We start from the raw sequence: 20,223 nt of genomic DNA, 5'->3' as shown, positions 1-20,223 counted from the left end.
ATGTTCGACAATATTCGCGCTGACTTGCAGGCCTACGGCGGCGACTGGGGCGCCCAGGGCTTCTGGGTGATGCTGGTCTACCGTTTTGGCCGCTGGCGTTACGGCGTGCGCCCGGCGCTGCTACGCAAGTTGTTTTCGCTGATCTACAAAGTGCTGTTCAAGTTTGTCCAGATCATTACCGGCATCGAGCTGCCTTGCGAAGTCGTGGTCGGGCGCAATTTCGTCATCGATCACTTCGGCGGCATCGTCATCAGTGGCTATGCTCGATTTGGTGACGACTGCCGAATTCGCAACGGCGTGGTGGTTGGCCTGAAGAACGTCAGCGAGCCGATTGCGCCGATCATCGGTAACAACGTCGATATCGGTGCGGGTGCAAAAGTGCTGGGCAACATCCGCATTGGCAACAACGTGGTGATCGGTTGCAACGCTGTGGTGTTGATCGATGTGCCGGATGACGCCCTGGCGGTCGGAGTGCCAGCAACCGTCAAACTGAAAAAACCTGCATTGTTGGCGCAGGATTGATGACAGCAGAGTGAGCAGGTGCGCGCGGTTGCGCTCCGGTTTGGCGAGTGAGGCTCATGGTGACAGGTATCGGCGTAGTGGTGATTGGTCGGAACGAGGGCTTGCGACTGGAGCGTTGCCTGGCCTCGCTTGCAGGGTCAGCGGAGCAGGTGGTGTATGTCGATTCAGGCTCCAGCGACGGTTCGCTGCAACGCGCTGCTGATCATGGTGTGGCAGTGCTGGCGCTGGATCTATCCATACCGTTCACCGCGGCGCGAGCGCGCAACGAAGGTTTCGCCTGCTTGCAGCGGCTGATGCCCGGGATGCGCTACGTGCAGTTCGTTGACGGGGACTGTGAAGTGGCCCGTGGCTGGTTGCCCGCCGCGCAGGCTTTTCTCGATGCCCAGGGCGATGTCGCGGTGGTCTGCGGCCGGCGCCGTGAGCGCTTCCCTGAGCACTCGGTGTACAACCTGCTGTGTGACCTTGAGTGGGACACGCCGATCGGCCAGGCCAAGGCCTGCGGCGGCGATGCGTTGATGCGCGTCGAGGCATTTTTGTCGGTGTCGGGCTTTCGCCCGGAGCTGATTGCCGGCGAAGAGCCGGAGCTGTGCGTACGCCTGCGCAAGCGGGGCTGGAAGATCTGGCGGCTGGACGCGGAAATGACCTTGCATGACGCGGCCATGACCCGTTTCAGCCAGTGGTGGCAGCGCACCTTGCGCGGCGGCTATGCCTTTGCCGAGGGCGCCTGGTTGCATGGCGCGGCGCCCGAGCGGCACTGGCGGCGCGAGTCTCGCCGAGCCTGGCTGTGGGGCCTGCTGATTCCGCTGTTGATCATCCTGCTCAGCCTGGTGCTTGGGCCAGTGTGGTTGCTGCTGCTGTTGATCTATCCACTACAAGCGCTGCGGCTGGCCCGTCGCGGCGCTCGCTCACCGCGCGAGAACTGGCTGCAGGCGGTGTTTCTGGTGCTGGCGAAATTCCCCGAGATGCTCGGCCAGGTCAAGTTTTTGCTGAACAGGTTTGCCGCCGGCAAGTCGGGTTTGATCGAGTACAAGTGAGATGCCGATGATGGTTAGATCGTTAGCGAAAAGCGTGCTCGTGTTGCAACCGGGCTACTCGCTGCGGGCACTGAACAACAAATTCAAGTTGGTACTGGCGATGGCCAGGCAGTGGCCTGAGCTGAGCGCCTTCATGCAGCGCACCTCGTCGGTGCTGGGCAAGCAGCGCATGGCCCGCCTCGGTGTCGACTGTATCGGTGTGGTGCAATGGCCCTACATCAGCAAGTCCTGGAAGGCGCCGCTGCGCTTGAGTGTGCTGGCCTCGCACTATGAGGTGGTCAGCCGCTACCTGCCCACCTTATTGTTGCTGGGGCGCGACGAGTCGCTGCAACTGTGCGACCTGTCGGCCTATTCGCCGGGCTGCAGCCTAGTGCTGGACCGGCCTATCTGGTTCAAACGCGAAGGCGAACTGGTGCTCAACCTGTTCCAGGGGGATCTGCGGGTCGCGTCGCTGGCATTCACCCTGTGCCATATGGACGGCCAGTTGAACCTGGTAATCGGCGCGGTGCAGGGCATCCACAAAGGCATCGACAGCGAACGCTCGCTGGCAATCTATCGCGACCTGACCAAGGACTTCGAAGGCATGCGCCCCAGAAGCTTCCTGATCGAAGCGCTCAAGAGCCTGGCACGCACCATTGGCGTGACGCGGATCTATGCCGTGGCCGACGCCTACCGGCATCACCGGCATGCCTATTTCGGGGCAGACAAACGTGAGGACCTCGCCGCCAACTACGACGTCATCTGGCTTGAGCATGGCGCGGTAGCCTCCGCGCATCAGGACTTCTACAGCCTGCCTGTGGCCGCGGCGCGACGCTCGGCCGACGACATCGCTGCGAAGAAACGGGCCATGTATCGCCGCCGCCACGCGCTGCTGGATCAGGTCTTTGCCAGCATCGAGGCGGCCATTCCCGGCGGGGTTGGCCAGCGTCAGTTGCACAGCCACCGGCAGCGGCTTGGCTCTGCACTGAGGCTGCCTGAAGATGAGCCGGCGATCGGTTCTCGAACCTTCAGCACCAAGGTCGCCAAGTTGATCCGCCTGCTGACCACCGAGCCGCGCGCAGATCAGCGCTTGCGAGCTTACCTGCGCAAGGCGGGTGTCTACCCGACCTTGCGCAAGATCGTTCGCGAGCTGCTCAAGCAAGGGCCGCGGCTGCTCTGGAAGAGCCCGGCGGCGACCCGCACCAAAGTGCCGCTGGCCGCGCCGGCAGTGGCTGCCAGCGAGCTGTTCCCACGGGATGTTCTGCTGCTCAGCGAATTCAGCGCCGACCAGCAGCCGAAACGCCGCCCGGCGCAGTTGCAACGCATGTTTCAAGACCTGGGTCATCACTGCGTTTCGCTTGACTGGCGCGATGCTGGCGCCTGTCAGATTGCTTTGCAAACCTGCTCGGTGGTGATCTTCCACCAGCTACCGGCGGTAGCCGAACTGGCCCCGCTGTTTGCCGAGGCCAAGCGGCTCCAGGTCAACTGTTGGTGGGACAGCGACGAGCTGATCTTCGACCCGTTGGTTTATGGCCAACGCGACGATGTTGTCGGGCATAGCGAAGACACCATCAACCGCCTGCTGGCCGCCGTAAACCAGCATCGCCAGGCCCTGTTGGCCTGCGACCAGGCGCTGGCGGCAAGCCCGCCGCTGGCCACGGCCATGCGCGAGGCAGGGGCGAGACAGGTGTGTCTGGTAGAGACCGCAGAGCAGCTGGGGCAAGTGTTTGCCGCGCCGCCCAGCAAGAGTGGGCGCCGTCTGCTCTCGGCCAACATCTTTTTTGCGCCACGCAGCTTTGGTGGCGCCACGGTCATCGCCGAACAGATGTCGCGGCTGACTGGCGCTACCGGCCGTTGGCAGCAGTTCGTGTTCACGGCCATCCCCGATACCGACGTGCCACGCTATAGCCTGTATCGCTATGAGGCGCAGGGTGCGGCAGTGCTGGGTATGGGCTTGTCGGAACAGATATCCGACCGGGACATGTTCGAGAACCATTCCTCCGTGCCGATCTTCGAGGCCGTACTCAAAAGCGTCGCCCCGGACCTGGTGCACCTGCATTCGATCCAGGGCCTCGGCGCGCAGCTGGCCGATTGCTGCGCACGCGCCGGCATCCCATTCGTGGTGACCTTGCATGACGCCTGGTGGATCTGCGGACGCCAGTTTATGATCAACGATCAGGGCCGTTACTGCGGGCAGACCAGCATTGACCTGGCGGTGTGCGCCACCTGCGTCGACGACGCGGCGCTCAACCAACATCGGCAAAAGCTCCTGGCGGACACGCTCAAGCAAGCCAACCTGTTGCTTGCACCGAGCCGCTTCTGCAAGGACCTGTACGCTGCCAACGGCTTCGATCCGGAGCACATCCAGGTCAACCGCAACGGCATCATGGCGCCGGCGGCCGGCTACCAGAAGCAGCCGGGGCAGACCATTCGCTTTGGCTTTGTCGGCGGTGATTCGACGGTCAAGGGTATCGACGTGATCATCCGCGCCTTCAGCGGCCTGGACCGGTCCGACTACGAGTTGAAGGTGGTCGACAACCTGCTGAACATGGGCTTTCGCTCGTTCAACCGGCACAGCATCAAGATCCCCGGCACGGTGAGCATCATCCCTGGTTACACCCAGGCCACCATGGATGCGTTCTTCTCGGGCATCGATGTGCTGCTGTTCCCCACTCAATGCAAAGAAACCTTCGGCCTGGCAGTACGCGAGGCGCTGGTTCGCGACGTCTGGGTGATCAGTACTCACTCCGGCGGCACGGTCGAGGACATCATCGAGGGGGTCAACGGCACGATCATTCCCTTGAGCGGCGATGAGACCTACCTGCGCCAGGCAATCGTGGCGGTTCTCGATGATCAGCCACGCTTCGCTCGGCACCGCAATCCATTCAAGGACAACATCATTGTCTTCAGCGACCAGGCTAGCGAGTTGCTGGGCTTCTATGACGAGGTGCTCAGCGCGGCCGATGCGGCTGCCCGCGAGCCCTCGGCGTTAGGCAGCTGCCAGTAGCAGGCGCGGTTCATTTAATTACTCAGGGATTGATCGATTGCCTATGCGCATAGCTTATTTCATCAATCAGTACCCGAAGGTCAGCCACAGCTTCATTCGCCGCGAAATCCTCGCGCTGGAGCGCCAGGGCATTGAAGTACAGCGGATCGCCTTACGTGGTTGGGACGGCGAGTTGCAGGACAACGACGATATCACTGAACGGAGCAAGACCCGCTACGTCCTTGAAGACGGCGTCAAAGGGCTGCTCAAGCCATTGCTTGAAGTTCTGCACGCTCAGCCGCGGCGGTTTTTCAGTGCGCTGTGGCTGGCCCTGCGCATGGGCCGACGGGCTGACCGCAGCTGGCCTTATCACCTGATCTACCTGGCCGAGGCGTGCCGCGTGGTGCAGTGGTTGCAGGCTTTCGGCGCCGAGCATGTGCACGCTCACTTCGGCACCAATTCGACCGAGGTGGTGATGCTCGCGAATGCCTTGGGCGGGCCGCACTACAGCTTCACCGTGCACGGCCCGGAGGAATTCGACAAACCGCAGTTTCTGCATATCGGTGAGAAGGTCCGCCGTGCGGCGTTTGTCGCCGCCGTCAGCTCTTACGGCCGCAGCCAGCTGTATCGCTGGGTGGCGCACGCCCATTGGGACAAGGTCAAGGTCGTGCACTGCGGGCTGGAAGCGGCCTTCCATGCAGGCCCGCCGGTGCCGGTTCCGGCAGTGCCGCGGCTGGTGTGTGTCGGCCGCTTGTGCGAGCAGAAGGGCCAGTTGCTATTGCTTGAGGCGGCGCAGAAGTTGGCCGCGCAAGGCACGACGTTCGAGCTGGTGCTGGCCGGCGATGGCGAGATGCGCGCAGAGCTCGAGACCCTGATTGCCCGCTATGGGCTGCAGGGGCAGGTGCGTATTACTGGCTGGATCAGCAGCGGCCAGGTTCGCGAGGAGCTACTCGCCGCTCGCGCCCTGGTCTTGCCCAGCTTTGCCGAAGGCCTGCCAGTGGTGATCATGGAAGCCATGGCCTTGCGCCGCCCGGTGCTGACCACCTATGTGGCGGGCATCCCTGAACTGGTGCGCCCTGGCGAGAATGGCTGGCTGTTCCCAGCAGGGGCGGTACAGGAGCTGGCAGCGGCGATGGCCGACTGCCTTGGGCAACCGGACGAGGTGCTGCAACGTATGGGCGATGCGGCCCATCAGCGGGTGCTGGAGCGCCACGACATCGATACCGAAGCGGCCAAATTGGCCAGCTATTTCAGGGCGGGCGCATGATCACACTGACAAGTTGGTTGCTGGCGCTGTTGGCGGTGTTGATTCTGCTGCCGGTCCTGGTGCTGTTTGCCCAGGTCGTGCTGGCGTGCCTGCCGGCGCGGCCGGTGCCTTCGGCTGCCGGCCCCAGGCCGCGGGTGGCAGTGCTGGTGCCGGCGCACAATGAGTCAGGGGGTATCAGCGCCACCTTGGCCAGCATCCGTCAGCAATTGCTCGACAGTGATCGCCTGCTGGTAGTCGCCGACAATTGTACTGACAGCACCGCAGCACTCGCCCGCGCGGCCGGCGCCGAGGTGGTCGAGCGCGAGCATCAGCACCTGCGGGGCAAGGGCTATGCCCTGGACTATGGCGTGCGCCAGCTGGCCGCGGCGCCGCCGGAGGTGGTGATCATCATCGACGCCGACTGCCTGTTGAGTGCTGGCTCGATTGAAACTCTGGCGCGTTGCAGCCTCGCCACCGGCCGCCCGGTGCAGGCCCTTGACCTGATGTGCGCGCCTGCCGGGGCCGGGCTCAAGGTGCAAGTCGCCGAGTTCGCCTGGCGAGTAAAGAATCTGGTGCGGCCACGCGGCTGGGCCCGGATCGGGCTGCCATGCCAGTTGATGGGCACCGGCATGGCCTTCGCCTGGGCTGATCTGGCGAAGGCCAATCTGGCCACCGGTCACCTGGTCGAAGACCTGAAGCTGGGCCTTGATTTTTGCCGTGACGGCAAGCCGCCGTTGTTTTGCCCGCAGGCCCAGGTCACCAGCCTGTTCCCCACCAGCGACGACGGCCTCAGCAACCAGCGCACCCGCTGGGAACACGGCCATCTAGGCGTGTTGCTGGCAGAAGGGCCGAAGCTGCTGGGCGCCGCTTTGCTGCAACGCAACGGGCCGTTGTTGGCCATGGCGCTGGACCTGCTGGTGCCACCATTGGCCTTGTTGGTATTGGCCCTGATGGCCATCTTCGTCGTCAGTTGGCTGGCCTTCGCACTGCTCGGCGTGGCGTTTGCCGCAGCCATCGCCAGCCTTGCGCTGGTGCTGATGGGAGTAGCAGTGGTGCTGGCCTGGGCGCGCTTCTCACGCGAGCTGATACCGTTCTCGGTGTTGCTCTATGCGCCATTCTACGCAGCGAAAAAAATCCCCCTGTACGTGGGTTTTTTGCTCAAGCGTCAGGTGGAATGGGTGCGTTCGAAGCGGGATGACAGTCAATGAATGAGCGGCCATGGCAACAACGCTGGGACGCTATCCTCGGCAAGCTGCTGGTGGTTGTCGATGGGGCTGCCGAGCAACAGCTGATTGCGACCCTTGCGGCGCCCGACCAGGCAACGGTGCTGGGCTTCGTCAATGCTCATGCGCTGAATCTGGTGGCTGCCAGCGAGGGCTATTGTGCGTCGCTGAGCGCGGCTGACCTGTTGCTGCGCGATGGCGCCGGCATGGGCCTGCTGTATCGCCAATTGGCACTCGAGCCAGGCCTGAACATGAACGGGACCGACCTGATTCCCAAACTGATCGCGGCGTACCGGGGCAAACGGGTTGCGCTGTGGGGCACCGAGGAGCCATTCGTGAGCCAGGCCGGTGCTCGCTGTCAGGCGCAGTTTGCAATCGAGCTGGTCTCGGTCGAGCACGGGTTTGCCAACGCTGAACATTACCTTGAGCTCGCCAGCCAGTATCAGCCGCAGTTGATTGTGCTGGGCATGGGCATGCCCAAACAGGAGGCTATCGCCGCGCAACTGGCTACGGTCACTGGACCATGTCTGATCATCTGCGGCGGCGCCATCCTGGATTTTCTCGGAGGCAAAGTCACCCGCGCGCCGCACTGGGTGCGCCGCTTGAAAGGGGAGTGGGCCTACCGCTTGCTGCGTGAGCCCAGGCGTCTGTTCAAGCGGTATGTGATCGGCAATCCGCTGTTCATGCTGCGTGCTTTGCGCTACCGAAAAGCTGCCGCGAGCGCGGTGCGCACCGCGCCGAAGCGCATCTGAAACGACCTGCTGAGGGTGGTGCCGGACACTGCGAATCTGCCAAAAACCGTCGCCACGATGATTCGCCCCGTCGCCTCTCCGTGGTACTGCTACAGTGATATCAAATGCCCCATAACCCCCCCCCGAAACTACGCCGAATTCAATCGTCGGCGTGCGTGCAGCATTGGCTTGGCAGTGTGTTCAGTCAGTTGGTTGTAATACCAAAGTTGTAAGCAGTGATGTATCGCTGCGCTCACATCTGATGAGGTCTGATGATGGTTTTCGAGCCCCGAAGCAGTCGTTCCTTGCTCCAGCGCAGAAGTGGCGTGAGTAACGCCATTCAGGCTGGGCTTGACGGTATCGCGGTGACTGGCATCGCCTGGTACCTGATCGTTGATCAGTTCGGCTACATCACTTCCGACTACGTGATCATGCTGCTGTTGCTGATCGGTGCGCTGGCAGTGATCTATGACCACTACGGTATCTACCGCAGCAACGTCGGCCTGTCGATCAAGGCGTTTCGCTTGTTCAAGGCGTGGTCGGCGACGTTCTGTTTCTTGATGGTGATGGCGTTTCTGACCAAGCAGAGCGAAACCTACTCACGCTTGCTGGTGGGCAAACTGTTCGTCAGCGGCTATTTCCTGCAGCTGTTCCTGCACTACACAGTGCGCGAAGTGCAGAAGCGCTTCATGGCCAATGCGCTGCGTACCGACAATGCGCTGATCATCGGCACGGGCGATCTTGCCAACTTTCTTTACCTGAAGATCAGCAACAACCCCTGGTTTGGCGAGCGTGTGGTGGGCTGCGTGTGGATCGACAAGCCCGACGAGCAAAGCCGCGTCGCCGGTGACGGCAAACCGCCCGTGTTGGGGCATATCTCCGAGCTCGATGGGCTGGTAGCCAAGCATGCGATCCGCACGGTGTATCTGGTGACGCCGCTTGGCGGCTCGGAGGTCATCAACGACGTCTATCTGAAGCTGCTCGACAAGTGCATTGCGGTCAACTGGGTGCCCGATATCTTCTCGCTGCGGCTGATCAACCACAGCGTGCGGGAAATCGCCGGGATCCCGGTGCTGACTCTGTCGGAAACCCCACTGACCGGCATGAGCCTGTTCCTCAAGAACCTGGAAGACCGCGTGCTGGCCGCGTTGATCTTGCTCTGTGCTTCGCCGGTGCTGCTGCTGATCGCCCTGGCGATCAAGATCGACAGCCCGGGACCGGTGTTCTTCCGCCAGGAACGCATGGGCTGGACCGGCGAATCGTTCCGCATCTGGAAGTTTCGCAGCATGCACATTCACCCGCTGGAAAACGGCGTGGTCAAGCAGGCGCAGAAAAACGACCCGCGGATTACCAAGGTCGGCGCCTTTATCCGGCGTACCAGCCTGGATGAGTTGCCACAGCTGTTCAATGTGCTGACTGGTGAAATGTCGCTGGTTGGCCCACGGCCGCATGCGCTGCATCACGACACGCTGTATTCGCAAGACATCGTCGATTACTTCGCCCGCCACAACATCAAGCCGGGGATGACCGGGCTGGCCCAGGTCCGTGGCTTCAGGGGCGAAACCAAGGACATCGGCCAGATGATCCAGCGGGTCGACTCGGACATCGAATACATCAACAACTGGTCGTTGTGGCTGGACTTCGTGATCCTGGTGCGCACGCTCAATGCGTTCACCGGCAAACAGGCGTACTGAGCCGGCTCACACATCCAATGCCAGCGGGTGGAGCGCGCGAAACGCCTGCGCTTCTTCAACCAGCCAGTCATGCACGGCACGCGCGCCCGGCTGGTTCAAGCCGCCGGGCGGGTAATGCAGCACGTAGCGCTTGTGGTTGGCCAGCGCTACGCCGAACGGCACGATCAGCGCGCCGCGCTCGAGCTCATCATTGAGCAGGGTGCGCCGCGCTATCGCCACGCCAACCCCGGCAATGGCGGCTTCGATGGTCAGGTGATTGCGGTTGAAGGTGTGCCCGCGGCGCACATTCAACTCACCGGCACCAATGCCCTGCAGATAGAACTCCCACTCAGCGTACTCCGAGCTGCCGCGCCAGGCGGTCATGTCGTGCAGCAATGGGTAATGCACCAGGTCAGCCGGCCCGTGCAGCGGCGGCCGGCCACGGAGCAGGGCAGGTGAGCACACCGGGAATATCTGCTCGTCGAGCAGCGGCGTCGACAGCATGCCCGGATAGCTGCCGTCATTGAGGTCGATCGCCAGGTCGAAATCATCCGGGTGCAGGGCCTGGTTGCTGTCTTCGGCCACCAGCCGCAGCTCAAGGTCCGGGTAGCGCTGTTGAAAGCGCGGCAGGCGCGGGGTCAGCCACTTGGCCAGAAATGACGGGATAGAGCGCAGGCGCAAGGTGCCACGAATATCGCCGGCGTCCAGCCGCAGCAACTCCGCTTCGATGCTGCCGTAGGCTTCGGCGACTGTCAGCGCCAGGCGCTGGCCTTCGGCGCAAAGCTCGACACCACGGGCCTTGCGCAGGAACAAACGGTAGCCCAGATGCTCTTCGAGCTGGCGCATCTGTTGGCTGACCGCGCCGGGCGTGATGTGCAGTTCCTCGGCGCAGCGGGTGAACGACAAGTGCCGCGCCGCACAGGAAAACACATGTAGCCAGACATAGAACTGGCCAGTAATTTGCCTTCTCATCGTTTAGTCCTGCTAAAGGCTAGCTTAGAAACTTTCGTTGGTCATCGCCGTGGCGGCGCGGCAGTATCGCCCAACTTGGCAACACCGTTCAATTTTTCCAGAGAGCCGTGCGCAGGTGTTCAAGGCCGCCACGGTCAGGCATTAGCATGGCTATCAGTGTTTTCGACCTTTTCAAGATTGGCATCGGCCCCTCCAGCTCCCACACCGTAGGGCCGATGCGCGCCGCCGCAACCTTCGCCCAGGCGCTGCGCGAGCGCGGGCTACTGGCTCAGGTACAGCGGGTCGAGGTGCGCCTGTATGGTTCGCTGTCCGCCACCGGCGTCGGCCATGCCACTGATCGCGCCTGCCTGCTGGGGTTGATGGGGCAGTGGCCTGACCAGATCGATCCGCACAGTATCGAGCCGCGTATCGCCCAGCTGCTGCAGGAGCGCTGCCTGATGCTCGACGGCCGCCAGCCGGTCGACTTCGATTATGGCCGCGACATGCTCCTGCTGGACGAAAGCCTGGCGTACCACCCCAATGCCATGACGCTCAATGCCGAGGGCGAGCAGGGTTGCCTGTTCAGCCAGACCTATTACTCGGTCGGTGGCGGCTTCATCGTCGAGCAAGCCGAGATCGATGCGCCACAGAGCAGCGCCGAGCAGGTCAAGCTGCCTTACGAGTTTTCCAGCGCTGCCGAACTGCTCAGCCTGTGCAAACAGCACGGCCTCAGCGTCAGCCAACTGATGATGGCCAACGAGCGCGCCTGGCGCAGTGAAGATGACATCCGCGCTGGGCTGCTGAAAATCTGGGCCGCGATGCGCGAGTGCGTGGCCAACGGCATGCGCAATGACGGCATCCTGCCCGGTGGGCTCAACGTCAAGCGCCGTGCCGCGCGGCTGCACCGCAGCCTGCAGGAGGTGGGCAAGCCCAACGTGATCGGCTCGACCTTGAGCGCGATGGAGTGGGTCAATCTGTTTGCCCTGGCGGTCAATGAAGAAAACGCCGCTGGCGGGCGCATGGTCACCGCGCCTACCAACGGCGCCGCCGGCATCATCCCCGCCGTGTTGCATTACTACATGAAGTTCAACCCCAGCGCCTGCGACGATGATGTCGTGGCGTTTCTGCTGGCGGCGGCGGCAGTGGGCATTCTGTGCAAGAAAAACGCGTCTATTTCCGGCGCCGAAGTGGGCTGCCAGGGGGAGGTCGGTTCGGCCTGTTCAATGGCCGCCGCGGGCCTGGCCGAGGTGCTCGGCGCGACCGCACCGCAGCTGGAAAACGCCGCCGAAATTGCCCTTGAGCACAACCTCGGGCTGACCTGCGACCCGGTCGGCGGGCTGGTGCAGATCCCCTGCATCGAGCGCAACGCGATTGCCGCCGTCAAGGCCATCAACGCTGTGCAGATGGCCCTGCGCGGCGACGGCGAGCACTTTATCTCCCTCGACCGGGTGATTCGCACGATGCGCGACACCGGCGCCGACATGCACGCCAACTACAAGGAAACCTCACGCGGCGGCCTCGCCGTTGCGTACGTCGAGTGCTGACCCGTACTCGACGGGGCTGAATGCGCATCTGCCAAGGCAGCGTGCATTCAGCTCCAAGGCACTACCCGCTGTATCAGCGACAAAAATAACTACAAGGCGATATCTGATGACTGATGTACATAGCACCACGACTGTTCGTGCGGATGCGGCCGTTGCGGCTGCGGCGGTGGATGCAACCCGCTGGAACCGCCATGACACCACCTGGGCTCTGGGCCTGTATGGCACGGCGATTGGCGCCGGAACGTTGTTCCTGCCAATCAACGCTGGGGTCGGCGGCTTCTGGCCGTTGATGATCCTCGCGCTGCTGGCGTTGCCGATGACCTTCTATGCACATCGGGCCTTGACCCGCTTTGTCCTGTCCGGTCGCAAGAGCGGCAACGAGGACATCACCGAGGTGGTCGAGGAGCACTTCGGCACCGGCGCCGGCAAGCTGATCACCTTGCTGTACTTTCTGGCGATTTTCCCGATCCTGCTGGTGTACAGCGTTGCCCTGACCAATACCCTGAGCAGTTTTCTCGAGCATCAGTTGCACGTGACGGCGCCGCCGCGTGTACTGCTGTCGTTGCTGCTGATCTGCGGTCTGATGGTGATCGTGCGCTGTGGCCAACAGATGATCGTCAAGGCCATGAGCATCCTGGTCTATCCCTTCGTCGCCTCACTGTTGCTGCTGGCCCTGAGCCTGATCCCGAACTGGAACGGCGCCTTCCTCGCCCAGGCCAGTGAAGGCATCAGCGTCAACAAATTGCTGCTGACGTTGTGGCTGGCGATCCCGGTCATGGTCTTCTCGTTCAACCACTCGCCGATCATCTCGGCCTTTGCCGTCGACCAAAAGCACCGTTATGGCGCCGACGCTGACCGCAAGAGCGGCCGCACGCTGGCAACCGCGCACGTGATGATGGTGCTGACGGTGATGTTCTTCTGCTTCAGTTGCGTGCTGGCGTTGAGCCCGGCCGACCTGGCGGCCGCCAAGGAGCAGAACATCTCGGTGTTGTCGTACCTGGCCAACCACTTCCAGACCCCGGTGATCGCGTTCGTGGCACCGCTGATTGCCCTGGTGGCAATCACCAAGTCGTTCCTCGGCCACTACATCGGCGCTAGCGAGGGCTTCCAGGGCATGATCGTCAAGAGCCTGCGCGGGCGCGGCAAAGCCTGGCCGGCCAAGCGTCTGGAGCGGGTTACCGCGCTGTTCATGGTGCTGACGTGCTGGGCGGTCGCCACCCTCAACCCGAGCATCCTGCGCCTGATCGAAAGCATGGGCGGCCCGGTGATTGCCTGCCTGCTGTTTCTGATGCCGATGTACGCCGTACGCAAGGTGCCGGCGCTGCGCAAGTACTCGGGCAAGCTGTCCAATGTGTTCGTTACCTTGATCGGTTTGATCACCTTGTCGGCGATCTTCTACAGCTTCTTCGCCTGACCCAGCTCAACCCCGCGCCGATTCGGCGCGGGCCTGCATCCGTGGGCTCAGCCCAGTACTTCGCGCAGCCGATGCCAGAGCATGCCCGCTGCCAGCAGCGGCGAGCGCAGGGCCTTGCCGCCCGGGAAGGTCAGGTGCGGCACCGCACTGAAAACATCCAGGCCCTGGCTGTGGCCGACGGCGATGCCTTCGGCCAGCAGCTTGGCAGTCCAGTGCGTCACGTTCAGGCCATGCCCGGAATAGCCCTGGGCATAGTAGACGTTGGGGTATTGGCTCAAGCGGCCCACCTGCGGGAAGCGGTTGGCGGTGATGCCGATCATGCCGCCCCATTGATAGTCGATGCGTACATCGGCCAGTTGCGGGAACACCTTGCGCACCTTGGGCAGCATGTAGGCGGCGATGTCTTTCGGATCGCGGCCCGAATAATGGCAGGCACCGCCAAACAGCAGGCGGTTGTCGGCGGTCAGGCGGTAGTAGTCAAGGCCGACCTTCTGGTCACACAAAGCCATGTTCTGCGGAATCAACGCCTGTGCCACCTGTTCAGGCAGTCGCTCGGTCGCCACCACGTAGCTGCCAGCGGGCAGCACCTTGCCGCTCAGACGCGGCTCGAGTTCGTCCAGGTGCGCGTTGCAGCCAAGCACCAGGCTCTGCGCGCGCACCTTGCCGTGGGCGCAGTGCAGGGTCACGCTCGGGCCATGCTCGATGCGCAGCACCGGGCTTTGTTCAAAGATACGCACGCCCAACTTTGCCGCAGCGCGCGCTTCACCCTGGACCAGGTCGAGCGGGTGCAGATGGCCTGAACCCATGTCGATCAGCCCGCCTGCGTACTGCTCGCTGGCGACCACTTCACCGATGTGTGCCGCATCAAGCAGGCGCGTGGCATGGCGGTAACCGAGCTCGGCCAGTTGTGCTTGCTCGTCCTTGAACGCGGCAAACTGGGCGGGCGTGTTGGCCAGCTCGCAGAAGCCCCAGCGCAGGTCACAGTCGATGGCGTACTGGGTAATGCGCTGGCGCACCAGCTCGACCGAGTCGATCCCGGCCTGTTGCAGATATCGCACGCCGTCCTGGCCGACATAGCGGGCAAAACCGCTGACATCATGGCCGATGCCGCGAATCAGCTGGCCACCGTTGCGCCCGCTCGCGCCCCAGCCGATGCGCCGGGCTTCGAGGAGGATCACCGACAAACCGCGCTCGGCCAGTTCCAGCGCAGTATTGACCCCGGTCAGGCCGCCACCGACCACGCAGACGTCGGCGCTCAGTTGTTCTTGCAGCGCAGGGTAGGGCGCGCTGCTGCGCGCCGTGGCGGCGTAGTACGAGGCAGCGTGTTGGCTCTCTAATGACATGGCACATGCTCGGCTCAGCGGTTGGATTTGATCTTGCTCCAGGAACGGGTCATGACCCGCATGATTTTCGGGCTCGGTGTGCTCGATACATAGAGCTTGTCGAGCACCTCTTGCGGCGGGTAGATCTCGGGATTGTTGACCAGCGCCGGATCCATGTGCGCCTTGGCCGCGAGGTTGGCGTTGGCATAACCGACGGTGGTGCTGACTTTGGCGATTACCTCAGGGTCGAGCAGGTAATTGATGAAGGCCAGGGCCTGTTCAGGGTTGCTGGCGTCCTTGGGAATGGCCAGCAGGTCGAACCACAGATTGCTGCCTTCCTTGGGAATGCTGTAGGCGATTTTTACGTCGTTTTTCGCTTCAACCGCGCGATTGGCCGCCTGAAATACGTCGCCCGAGTAACCGAAAGCGATGCAGACATCGCCATTGGCCAGGTCGGAAACGTACTTGGAGGAGTGGAAGTAGGTAATGTACGGCCGTATTTCCACCAGCTTGGCTTCGGCCTTCTTGTAATCGGCTTCGTTCTCGCTGCGCGGGTTCATGCCCAGGTAGTTGAGCATGGCCGGGAACAGTTCATCCGGCGAGTCCATGAAGGCTACGCCGCATTTTTGCAGTTTCTTCAGGTTTTCTGGCTCGAACAGCACTGCCCACGAATCGATCTTGTCGATGCCCAGCGCCTCCTTGACCTTGTCGACGTTGTAGCCGATGCCATTGGTGCCCCACAGGTACGGCACTGCGTATTTATTGCCGGGGTCGTTCTGCTCCAGCTGCTTGAGCAGCTTGGGGTCGAGGTTGCTGAAGTTCGGCAGCTTGCTGCGGTCCAGCGGCAGGAAGGCGCCGGCCTTGGCCTGGCGGGCCAGGAAGTGGTTGGACGGCACCACCACGTCGTAGCCAGTGCGCCCGGCGAGCAACTTGCCCTCCAGGGTTTCGTTGGAGTCGAACACGTCATAGATCACTTTGATGCCGCTGCTGGCCTGGAAGTCGGCCAGGGTGGTTTCACCTATATAGTCGGTCCAGTTGTACACGCTGACGCTCGGCTGGGCCTGAGCGGCGGCGCCGAACATCAGGGCGAATGCTGCGGGGATCACGGACTGCAAATGACGCATGTCGACACCTCTCTGGTTTTATTCTGGGTCGTGATGTTGCATAAGGCGGGGCGCTCGGCGCCCCGCAGATGATCAGACACTCATCATCAGGAACTCGCGCTCCCACGAACTGATCACCCGTTTGAAGTTCTCGTGCTCGGCGCGCTTCACCGCGACATAACCCTGGACGAACTGCTTGCCCAGGTAGTCCTGGATGATTTCGCATTCCTCCATGTGCTGCAGCGCGTCTTCGATGGTAATCGGCAGGCGCAGGCTGCGTCGCTCATAGGCGCGGCCTTGCACTGCAGCGCTCGGCTCGATCTTGCCAACCATGCCCAGGTAGCCGCAGAGCAAACTCGCAGCAATGGCTAGGTAAGGGTTGGCATCGGCGCCCGGCAGGCGGTTCTCGACGCGCATGGCCTCGGGGCTTGAGGTCGGTACGCGCAGTCCGGCGGTGCGGTTTTCTTCACCCCACTCGACGTTGACCGGGGCCGAGGTGTCCGGCAGGAAGCGGCGGAACGAGTTGACGTTCGGCGCGAACATCGGCAACACCTTGGGGATGTACTTCTGCAGGCCACCGATGTGGTGCAGGAACAGCTCGCTCATGCTGCCGTCGTCATTGGCGAAGATCGGCTTGCCGGTGGCGATATCGACCACGCTCTGGTGCAGGTGCATGGCGCTGCCGGGTTCATCGGTGATCGGCTTGGCCATGAACGTTGCGGCGACGTTGTGCTTGAGCGCGGCCTCACGCATGGTCCGTTTGAACACGGTGATCTGGTCAGCCAGGTCCAGCGCGTCGCCGTGGCGGAAGTTGATCTCCATCTGCGCCGGGCCGTCTTCGTGGATCAGCGTGTCGAGGTCCAGGCACTGGATCTCGCACCAGTCGTAGACGTCCTCGAACAGCGGGTCGAATTCGTTGGCGGCGTCGATCGAGAACGACTGACGGCCGCTTTCAGCGCGCCCGGAGCGGCCCATCGGCACTTGCAGGGGCAAGTCCGGGTCTTCGCAGCGCTTGGTCAGGTAGAACTCCATCTCCGGCGCGACGATTGGCTGCCAGCCCTTGTCGGCGTAGAGCTTGAGGACTTTCTTGAGAACGTTGCGCGGCGACAGCTCGATCGGGTTGCCTTGCTTGTCGAAGGTGTCGTGGATGACGATGGCGGTGGGTTCGATGGCCCACGGGATCTGGTACACCGCCGACGGGTCGGGGCGGCAGATCATGTCGATGTCGGCCGGGTCGAGCAGGTCATAGTAGATGTCGTCGTCGACATAGTCGCCGGTGACGGTCTGCAGCAGCACGCTTTCAGGCAGGCGCATGCCGCGCTCATGGAGGAACTTGGCCGTGGGTGCAATCTTGCCGCGGGCGATGCCGGTCAGGTCACTGATCACGCATTCGACTTCGGTGATGCGGTGTTCTTTCAGCCAGGTGGAAAGCTGATCGAAGGGGGCGTTCATACAGACCTCTTGGTTGGGTTTTGATCGCGCCACGCGAAGGGATCTTCCCAGTCGCTGCGCTGAAGGCTATCTTGGGCGCAGCCCGCAGGGTTGATCTATCCACTTCTTTCGCCAGCAAATGCACCAAAAGAGTGCATATAGGATGCCGCGTGACCAGCGCCAACGGCTTGCAAGTTCAGGCTTTCCAGACCAGTGATGTCAGTGAACAGGTGCGCACAACGCCCGGCTGGCAGCAGCAATACCGGCAAATGTCGCCGGGGTTGTTCAATGGCCAACTGCGCAGCCTGGAGCTTGAGGGCGTCGAGGTCTACGAAGAACGCCTGAACACCCGCGTTGAGCAGTTTTTCAGCGCGCCCAGTGGGTCGTTGACGTTCTGCTTTGATCGCAGCGAGAACAGCCTGTACCTGCTCAATGAAGACAGCCGCAATATCTGGATCACGCCCGAGAACTATCAGGAAGTGGCGGTGGTGTTCAGCCGCGACTTTCTCCAGCGCCATGGGCTGGATGTCGCCCGCCTGGAAGGCTTGTTCATGACCCCGCTGGACTCGGTGCAGAACAACCTGTTCGGCAGCTGGCTGAGCGCGACCCTGACACGGCTGGGCGAGGCTGATAGCCCATTGCAGGGCAGGGCGTTGGGCGAACAGCTGCTCGAGGATTGCCTGTTCATTCTCGACAATGCCAGCCAACGCCTGCAGGGCGATGCTCATGGCCGGCGTAGCGAGGCGCGCGCGGTCATGCGCCGGGTCAGCGACTGGGCCGCCGATTGCCCCGACGAAACGCTCAACCTCGTCGAGCTGGCCGAAGTTGCCGGGGTGTCTGTGCGCCAGTTGCAGCAGATATTCAAGGCCTTCACCGCCATGCCGCCTGCGCACTGGCTGCGCCTGCGCCGCTTGAACGGCGCCCGCCGTGACTTGTTGCGTGGCGCTGGGGCGACCGTGGCCGAGGTGGCCATGCAGTGGTCGTTCTGGCACCTGGGGCGCTTCTCGGAAAGTTACCGGCAACTGTTTGGCGAGCTGCCCAGCGAGACGCTGAAGCGGGCCAGGTAGCCCGGTACAGTTCTGCAGATCAGAGCCATTGCTGGTATCGTGCGCGGCAGTAATGTACCGAGGTCCTGATGTTTTATCTGCCCCTGACCAGCGAACAGGCCGACGGCCTGGCCAGTCAACACGCCAGCGAGTTCTTTGTGCAGGCCAGCCTGCTGGAAAGCGCTGCGGTGCTGTTTATCCAGAATGTGCCGCGCCAGCAGGGTGCGCCTTCGGTCGAAGCGCAGCAGCGGCGCTTTGCCGAGATCGTGCGGATTGCCGATGAGGTCGAAGCGGCGGCGCCTTCGCGCTTCCAGCAGCAGGTCGCCAGCCGTTTTGACGCAGAAGTGTTCGCCATGGGCCTGGGCATGCTCGGCGAGAACGGCATCGGCCTGCTGGCGGCCGAGCAGCCGGTCGATGTTGCCGACCTGCGCGACAGCGAAGGTGGCTGGAGCTTTACCTTTGCCGATGCCTATCGCGAGCAGGTAACGCCGTTGCGACCGGTCAGCTTGCCGTCGTTGCCGAGCAATCTGCGCCTGAGTGACCAGCAGAACCGCTTGCTGCGCGAGTTTCTCTCGGGGGTTGACGAGTCGGTGGCGGTGCAGGGGTTTGCCGGCACCGGCAAGACTTTCCTGATCAACCAGTTCGCCCGTTTGCTCGACCCGCAGCGGACCTTGCTGCTGGCCATGACCGAAGGCCAGCTACGCGCCCTGCAGGCGCGGATCAAGGACGCCTCGGCGTTTACCGCGCGCACTTTTGGCCAGTTGGCCGATGAAATTCTTGACCGCGACCTGACCAGCAACGGCTGGCGCCTGCGCGACGTCTACCGCAGCAAACTGTCGTGGCGCCCGCAGGAGGCGCAAGTCGTACAGTGGCTGGCAGTGCCGGACATCGGCCCGTTGGCGGCGCGCGAAGTGGTCGCCCTGTGCATCAAGGCCGTACGCAGCTTCTGCCGCAGCGCAGACACCGCCATCGAACTGCATCATTTGCCGTGGATGGGCCACGGCTTTTCGCCGTTGGATCAGGAGGTGCTGCTGGAAAAGGCGCGCCTGTACTGGCAACAGCTGATCCGCCCCTCGGCGCGCGAGATTCAGCTGCCGGTGCGCGATTATCACCGGGTCAAGCTGCTGTCGCTGACGCTGGAAGTGATCGACAGCCAGTTCAGCCATGTCATCGTCGATGAAGCCCACGAGCTGTCGGCGCCCATGCTCGCCGTGCTCGACCGCAGCCCGCAGGCAATCATTACCCTGGGCGACGACCTGCAGAACCTCAACGGCCTCAGCCCGCACCACGGCAAGTTCATCCGCCAGCGCTGCATCGATCACTCGCTGCGTGCCGGGCCAGCCATGGAGGGCGTGCTGAACCCGCTGATCCTGGCCCACCCGGCCGCAGTGCAGGCGGCCTTTACCGGCAGCGCCGAGCACTATACCCGGGTCAGTTTCTTCGACACGGTGACGGTGCCCGAGCAACCTACGGCGCTGCTGGTGGATGACGAATGGGGTCTGTTCGGCTGGTTCCAGCGCCTGACCCATCAGGGCGTACCGTTTGTTTTGCTCAAAGGTGCGCGCAAGGAGTTCGAGCTGTTTGTCGAAGACTGCATCGAGTTGTACCGCTACGGCACGCGCCCGCGGCACAACATGCTGTTCCGCTATGCCAGCTGGCAGGCGCTGGAACAGGACAAGGGCGACGACAAGGCCTTTGCTGCTGTGGCCAACCTGCTGCGCAGGGGCTACACGCCGGAAGATTTCGCCAAGGCCAAGAGCCGTTATCGCTGGGACAAGGCGCCCAAGCTGTTCCTGGCCAGGGTGCGCGACGTGAAGAACATGGAGTTCGCCCGGGTCATGGTCTCGCCAGAGCTGATGGTCGCGCCTGCCGCCGCCGGTAACCGCAATGAGCGAGCGCGCATGCTCGCGGGGCTGTACACCGCCTGTTCGCGGGCCAGGCATGAGCTGATTGTGCCGGGTGGCATGCTCGACTGGGTGCAGGACCAGGTGCGCGATAACTAACTGGCAAAAAAAGGG

General features: G+C 62.8%; 15 protein-coding genes and 1 pseudogene. 12 read left to right on the top strand and 4 right to left on the bottom strand.

Annotated features, from left to right (window positions below; translation table 11 throughout):
* The 8 genes and pseudogenes from AC58X1_RS03825 (at position 1) to AC58X1_RS03790 (ending at position 9,415) form a co-directional block, all read left to right on the top strand.
* Complete coding sequence (locus tag AC58X1_RS03825) at positions 1-522, top strand: serine O-acetyltransferase (protein WP_150571683.1); 522 nt, start codon at positions 1-3, stop codon at positions 520-522.
* 56 nt (positions 523-578) lie between these two features.
* Entirely contained in the window at positions 579-1,556 is a 978-nt protein-coding gene (locus tag AC58X1_RS03820; RefSeq protein ID WP_101319574.1) for a glycosyltransferase, read from the top strand.
* 7 nt (positions 1,557-1,563) lie between these two features.
* Positions 1,564-2,466 (top strand): annotated as a pseudogene (locus tag AC58X1_RS03815) (DUF535 family protein); the annotation flags it as partial.
* Between the two features lie 393 nt (positions 2,467-2,859).
* Positions 2,860-4,542 carry a glycosyltransferase family 4 protein gene (locus AC58X1_RS03810; RefSeq protein WP_497428765.1) on the top strand — a complete coding sequence of 561 codons (1,683 nt, stop codon included), beginning with the start codon at positions 2,860-2,862 and terminating at the stop codon, positions 4,540-4,542.
* 43 nt (positions 4,543-4,585) lie between these two features.
* Positions 4,586-5,788, top strand: a complete 1,203-nt coding sequence (locus tag AC58X1_RS03805) for a glycosyltransferase family 4 protein (RefSeq protein ID WP_497428375.1) — start codon at positions 4,586-4,588, stop codon at positions 5,786-5,788.
* A complete protein-coding gene (locus AC58X1_RS03800; RefSeq protein ID WP_497428374.1) occupies positions 5,785-6,975 on the top strand; it encodes a glycosyltransferase family 2 protein in 1,191 nt (396 codons plus the stop codon). Before AC58X1_RS03805 ends, AC58X1_RS03800 begins: the two co-directional genes overlap by 4 nt.
* Positions 6,972-7,742, top strand: a complete 771-nt coding sequence (locus tag AC58X1_RS03795; protein WP_497428373.1) for a WecB/TagA/CpsF family glycosyltransferase — start codon at positions 6,972-6,974, stop codon at positions 7,740-7,742. Before AC58X1_RS03800 ends, AC58X1_RS03795 begins: the two co-directional genes overlap by 4 nt.
* Positions 7,743-7,996: 254 nt before the next feature.
* Positions 7,997-9,415 (top strand): undecaprenyl-phosphate glucose phosphotransferase, encoded by a 1,419-nt coding sequence (locus tag AC58X1_RS03790; protein WP_103438780.1) that lies wholly within the window; start codon positions 7,997-7,999, stop codon positions 9,413-9,415.
* 6 nt (positions 9,416-9,421) lie between these two features.
* On the opposite strand, the gene AC58X1_RS03785 is transcribed toward AC58X1_RS03790, so the two are convergent.
* Positions 9,422-10,366, bottom strand: a complete 945-nt coding sequence (locus tag AC58X1_RS03785; protein ID WP_101319567.1) for a LysR substrate-binding domain-containing protein — start codon at positions 10,364-10,366, stop codon at positions 9,422-9,424.
* 146 nt (positions 10,367-10,512) lie between these two features.
* Between AC58X1_RS03785 and AC58X1_RS03780 the strand changes: the two genes are divergently transcribed.
* Together AC58X1_RS03780 and AC58X1_RS03775 are read left to right on the top strand one after the other, a co-directional pair.
* Entirely contained in the window at positions 10,513-11,889 is a 1,377-nt protein-coding gene (locus AC58X1_RS03780) for an L-serine ammonia-lyase (RefSeq protein WP_150571677.1), read from the top strand.
* 106 nt (positions 11,890-11,995) lie between these two features.
* Positions 11,996-13,303: a serine/threonine transporter gene (locus AC58X1_RS03775; protein ID WP_103437375.1), complete on the top strand. Its 1,308-nt coding sequence runs from the start codon at positions 11,996-11,998 to the stop codon at positions 13,301-13,303.
* Between the two features lie 47 nt (positions 13,304-13,350).
* Here the strand turns inward: AC58X1_RS03775 and AC58X1_RS03770 are convergent, their stop codons facing one another.
* The 3 genes from AC58X1_RS03770 to AC58X1_RS03760 all read right to left on the bottom strand — a co-directional run bounded on the left by AC58X1_RS03770 (position 13,351) and on the right by AC58X1_RS03760 (position 17,180).
* Positions 13,351-14,646, bottom strand: coding sequence for an NAD(P)/FAD-dependent oxidoreductase (locus tag AC58X1_RS03770; RefSeq protein WP_497428372.1), 1,296 nt, complete (start codon positions 14,644-14,646; stop codon positions 13,351-13,353).
* A 14-nt stretch (positions 14,647-14,660) separates the two neighbouring features.
* Positions 14,661-15,749, bottom strand: a complete 1,089-nt coding sequence (locus tag AC58X1_RS03765) for a polyamine ABC transporter substrate-binding protein (RefSeq protein ID WP_497428371.1) — start codon at positions 15,747-15,749, stop codon at positions 14,661-14,663.
* 72 nt (positions 15,750-15,821) lie between these two features.
* Positions 15,822-17,180, bottom strand: a complete 1,359-nt coding sequence (locus AC58X1_RS03760) for a glutamine synthetase family protein (RefSeq protein WP_101319556.1) — start codon at positions 17,178-17,180, stop codon at positions 15,822-15,824.
* A 149-nt stretch (positions 17,181-17,329) separates the two neighbouring features.
* Between AC58X1_RS03760 and AC58X1_RS03755 the strand changes: the two genes are divergently transcribed.
* Both AC58X1_RS03755 and AC58X1_RS03750 read left to right on the top strand, forming a co-directional pair.
* Entirely contained in the window at positions 17,330-18,226 is an 897-nt protein-coding gene (locus tag AC58X1_RS03755) for a helix-turn-helix domain-containing protein (RefSeq protein WP_497428370.1), read from the top strand.
* A gap of 68 nt (positions 18,227-18,294) precedes the next feature.
* Complete coding sequence (locus AC58X1_RS03750) at positions 18,295-20,208, top strand: AAA family ATPase (protein WP_150571673.1); 1,914 nt, start codon at positions 18,295-18,297, stop codon at positions 20,206-20,208.
* Positions 20,209-20,223 lie beyond the last annotated feature (15 nt).

The organism is Pseudomonas sp. PGPR N4 (assembly GCF_059693665.1).
Note: the sequence above shows the minus strand (reverse complement) of the source record. Positions and strands in the feature narration are given on the sequence as shown.